A 1,574-nucleotide genomic window follows, 5' to 3' on the forward strand; every position below is an offset into this window, starting at 1 on the left:
TAAATTAATGTATTATTTATCGTCTGCTCCATAATAACCACCATAATAGCCACCGTAGTAACCGCTAGACTTCTCTGCTGTTACTCGATTCATGATAGCCCCCAAGATATTTGCATGCACAGCCTGTAAGAGTTGTTTTGCATGTCTAACTCCACCTTTATCCGCGATTCCTTGTGGTACAACTAAAATCGTTCCGTCAACTCGTGCAGCGAGTACCTGAGCATCAGTAACAGTATTAACTGGCGGAGCATCCACAATTAATAAATCAGATTGACTTGTCAGTTCTTTTAATAAATTATCCATCCGAGAACTATTTAATAGTTCTGATGGGTTCGGAGGAACAGGTCCACTGGTTATGACAAATAAATTAGGAATAACAGTTGATTGAATTACATCTTCTAATTGATCATTTCCTGACAGAATAGTTGATAGTCCCTTTGAGTTACCTACACCAAAAGTCTTATGAACCGTAGGTCTTCTCAAATCTGCGTCAATTAGGATAACCTTTTTGCCTTGATCTGCCCATGTTACAGCGACATTATTACTAACGGTTGACTTTCCTTCAGATGGCTCAGATGAAGTGAAAAGTACGGAACTTAGAGACTTATCAATCGATGAAAACTGAATATTAGTTCTAATTGTTCTGAATTGTTCTGATATTGAAGATGTTGGATCACTATACGTTATTAGTCCAACACCATATTTTAGACTATTATTATCAAGTTTTTTTTGCTTTCTTTTGAATAAGGCCATCGTATTCTACACCCTTCTCTTCATTCTAGATTCATTATTGTTACCTACGGTATTGTTACTATGCCTATTTCTAATTTGTTTTCTGACTTCTTTTTCATCAATTTCATTAACAGTACCTAAACTTGTTAACTCTAAATCATCTGTTAAAAAGCTTTCTGATGTAACGGTTCTATCACCAAATTCACGTAGAAAGGCTAAAGCAATTCCTAGCAACAAACCGATTAATACTCCAGCCATAATATTAACTTGAATTCTTGGGCTAACTGGGTGGTTATTAGCGCTTGCTTTAGAAACAACAGATACATTGTTAATACTCATTATCTTACCAATATTTTGTTTAAACACTTTTGCAGTTGTATTGGCAATCAACGCTGCTGTTTGTGGATCACTTGATTTAGCAGAAATAGAAAAAACTTGAGAATTCTGCTGACTGCTAATTGATATCGCTGACTTAATACCAGCTTCAGATCCCGGATATCCGGCATCATCTTTTACTGCCTGATCAACATCTTTTAAAATGGCAGGGCTCATAATGATATCCTTATATGTACTAATCATTTGAACATCAGCTTGTACTTGTTGAAATTGTGCTGCTTGCATTTCTGCTGGAAGCTTTCTGTTAACCAAAATTTCAGCTGTTGAACTATATTTTGGTGTCATAACAAAAAATGTGAATAACGCTGATATCAGAGTTACCAATAAAGTGCTGACAATTATTAAACTAATATGTTTTCTCAGCGTGTCTAAAACCTGACCAACACTAAATGTTTGTTCTGAATCCATAAAACCCTCCGATAATTTGGTTAATTGATTTTTTCAAA

General features: G+C 35.3%; 2 protein-coding genes. Both read right to left on the reverse strand.

What is annotated here, in order from left to right; genetic code table 11:
- Window positions 1-12: 12 nt before the first annotated feature.
- Window positions 13-753, reverse strand: coding sequence for a CpsD/CapB family tyrosine-protein kinase (locus IV88_RS08885; RefSeq protein ID WP_057800535.1), 741 nt, complete (start codon window positions 751-753; stop codon window positions 13-15).
- A gap of 6 nt (window positions 754-759) precedes the next feature.
- Window positions 760-1,536 carry a YveK family protein gene (locus IV88_RS08890; protein WP_057800536.1) on the reverse strand — a complete coding sequence of 259 codons (777 nt, stop codon included), beginning with the start codon at window positions 1,534-1,536 and terminating at the stop codon, window positions 760-762.
- Between the last annotated feature and the right edge of the window lie 38 nt (window positions 1,537-1,574).

The organism is Pediococcus argentinicus (assembly GCF_001437605.1).
GTDB lineage: Bacteria > Bacillota > Bacilli > Lactobacillales > Lactobacillaceae > Pediococcus > Pediococcus argentinicus.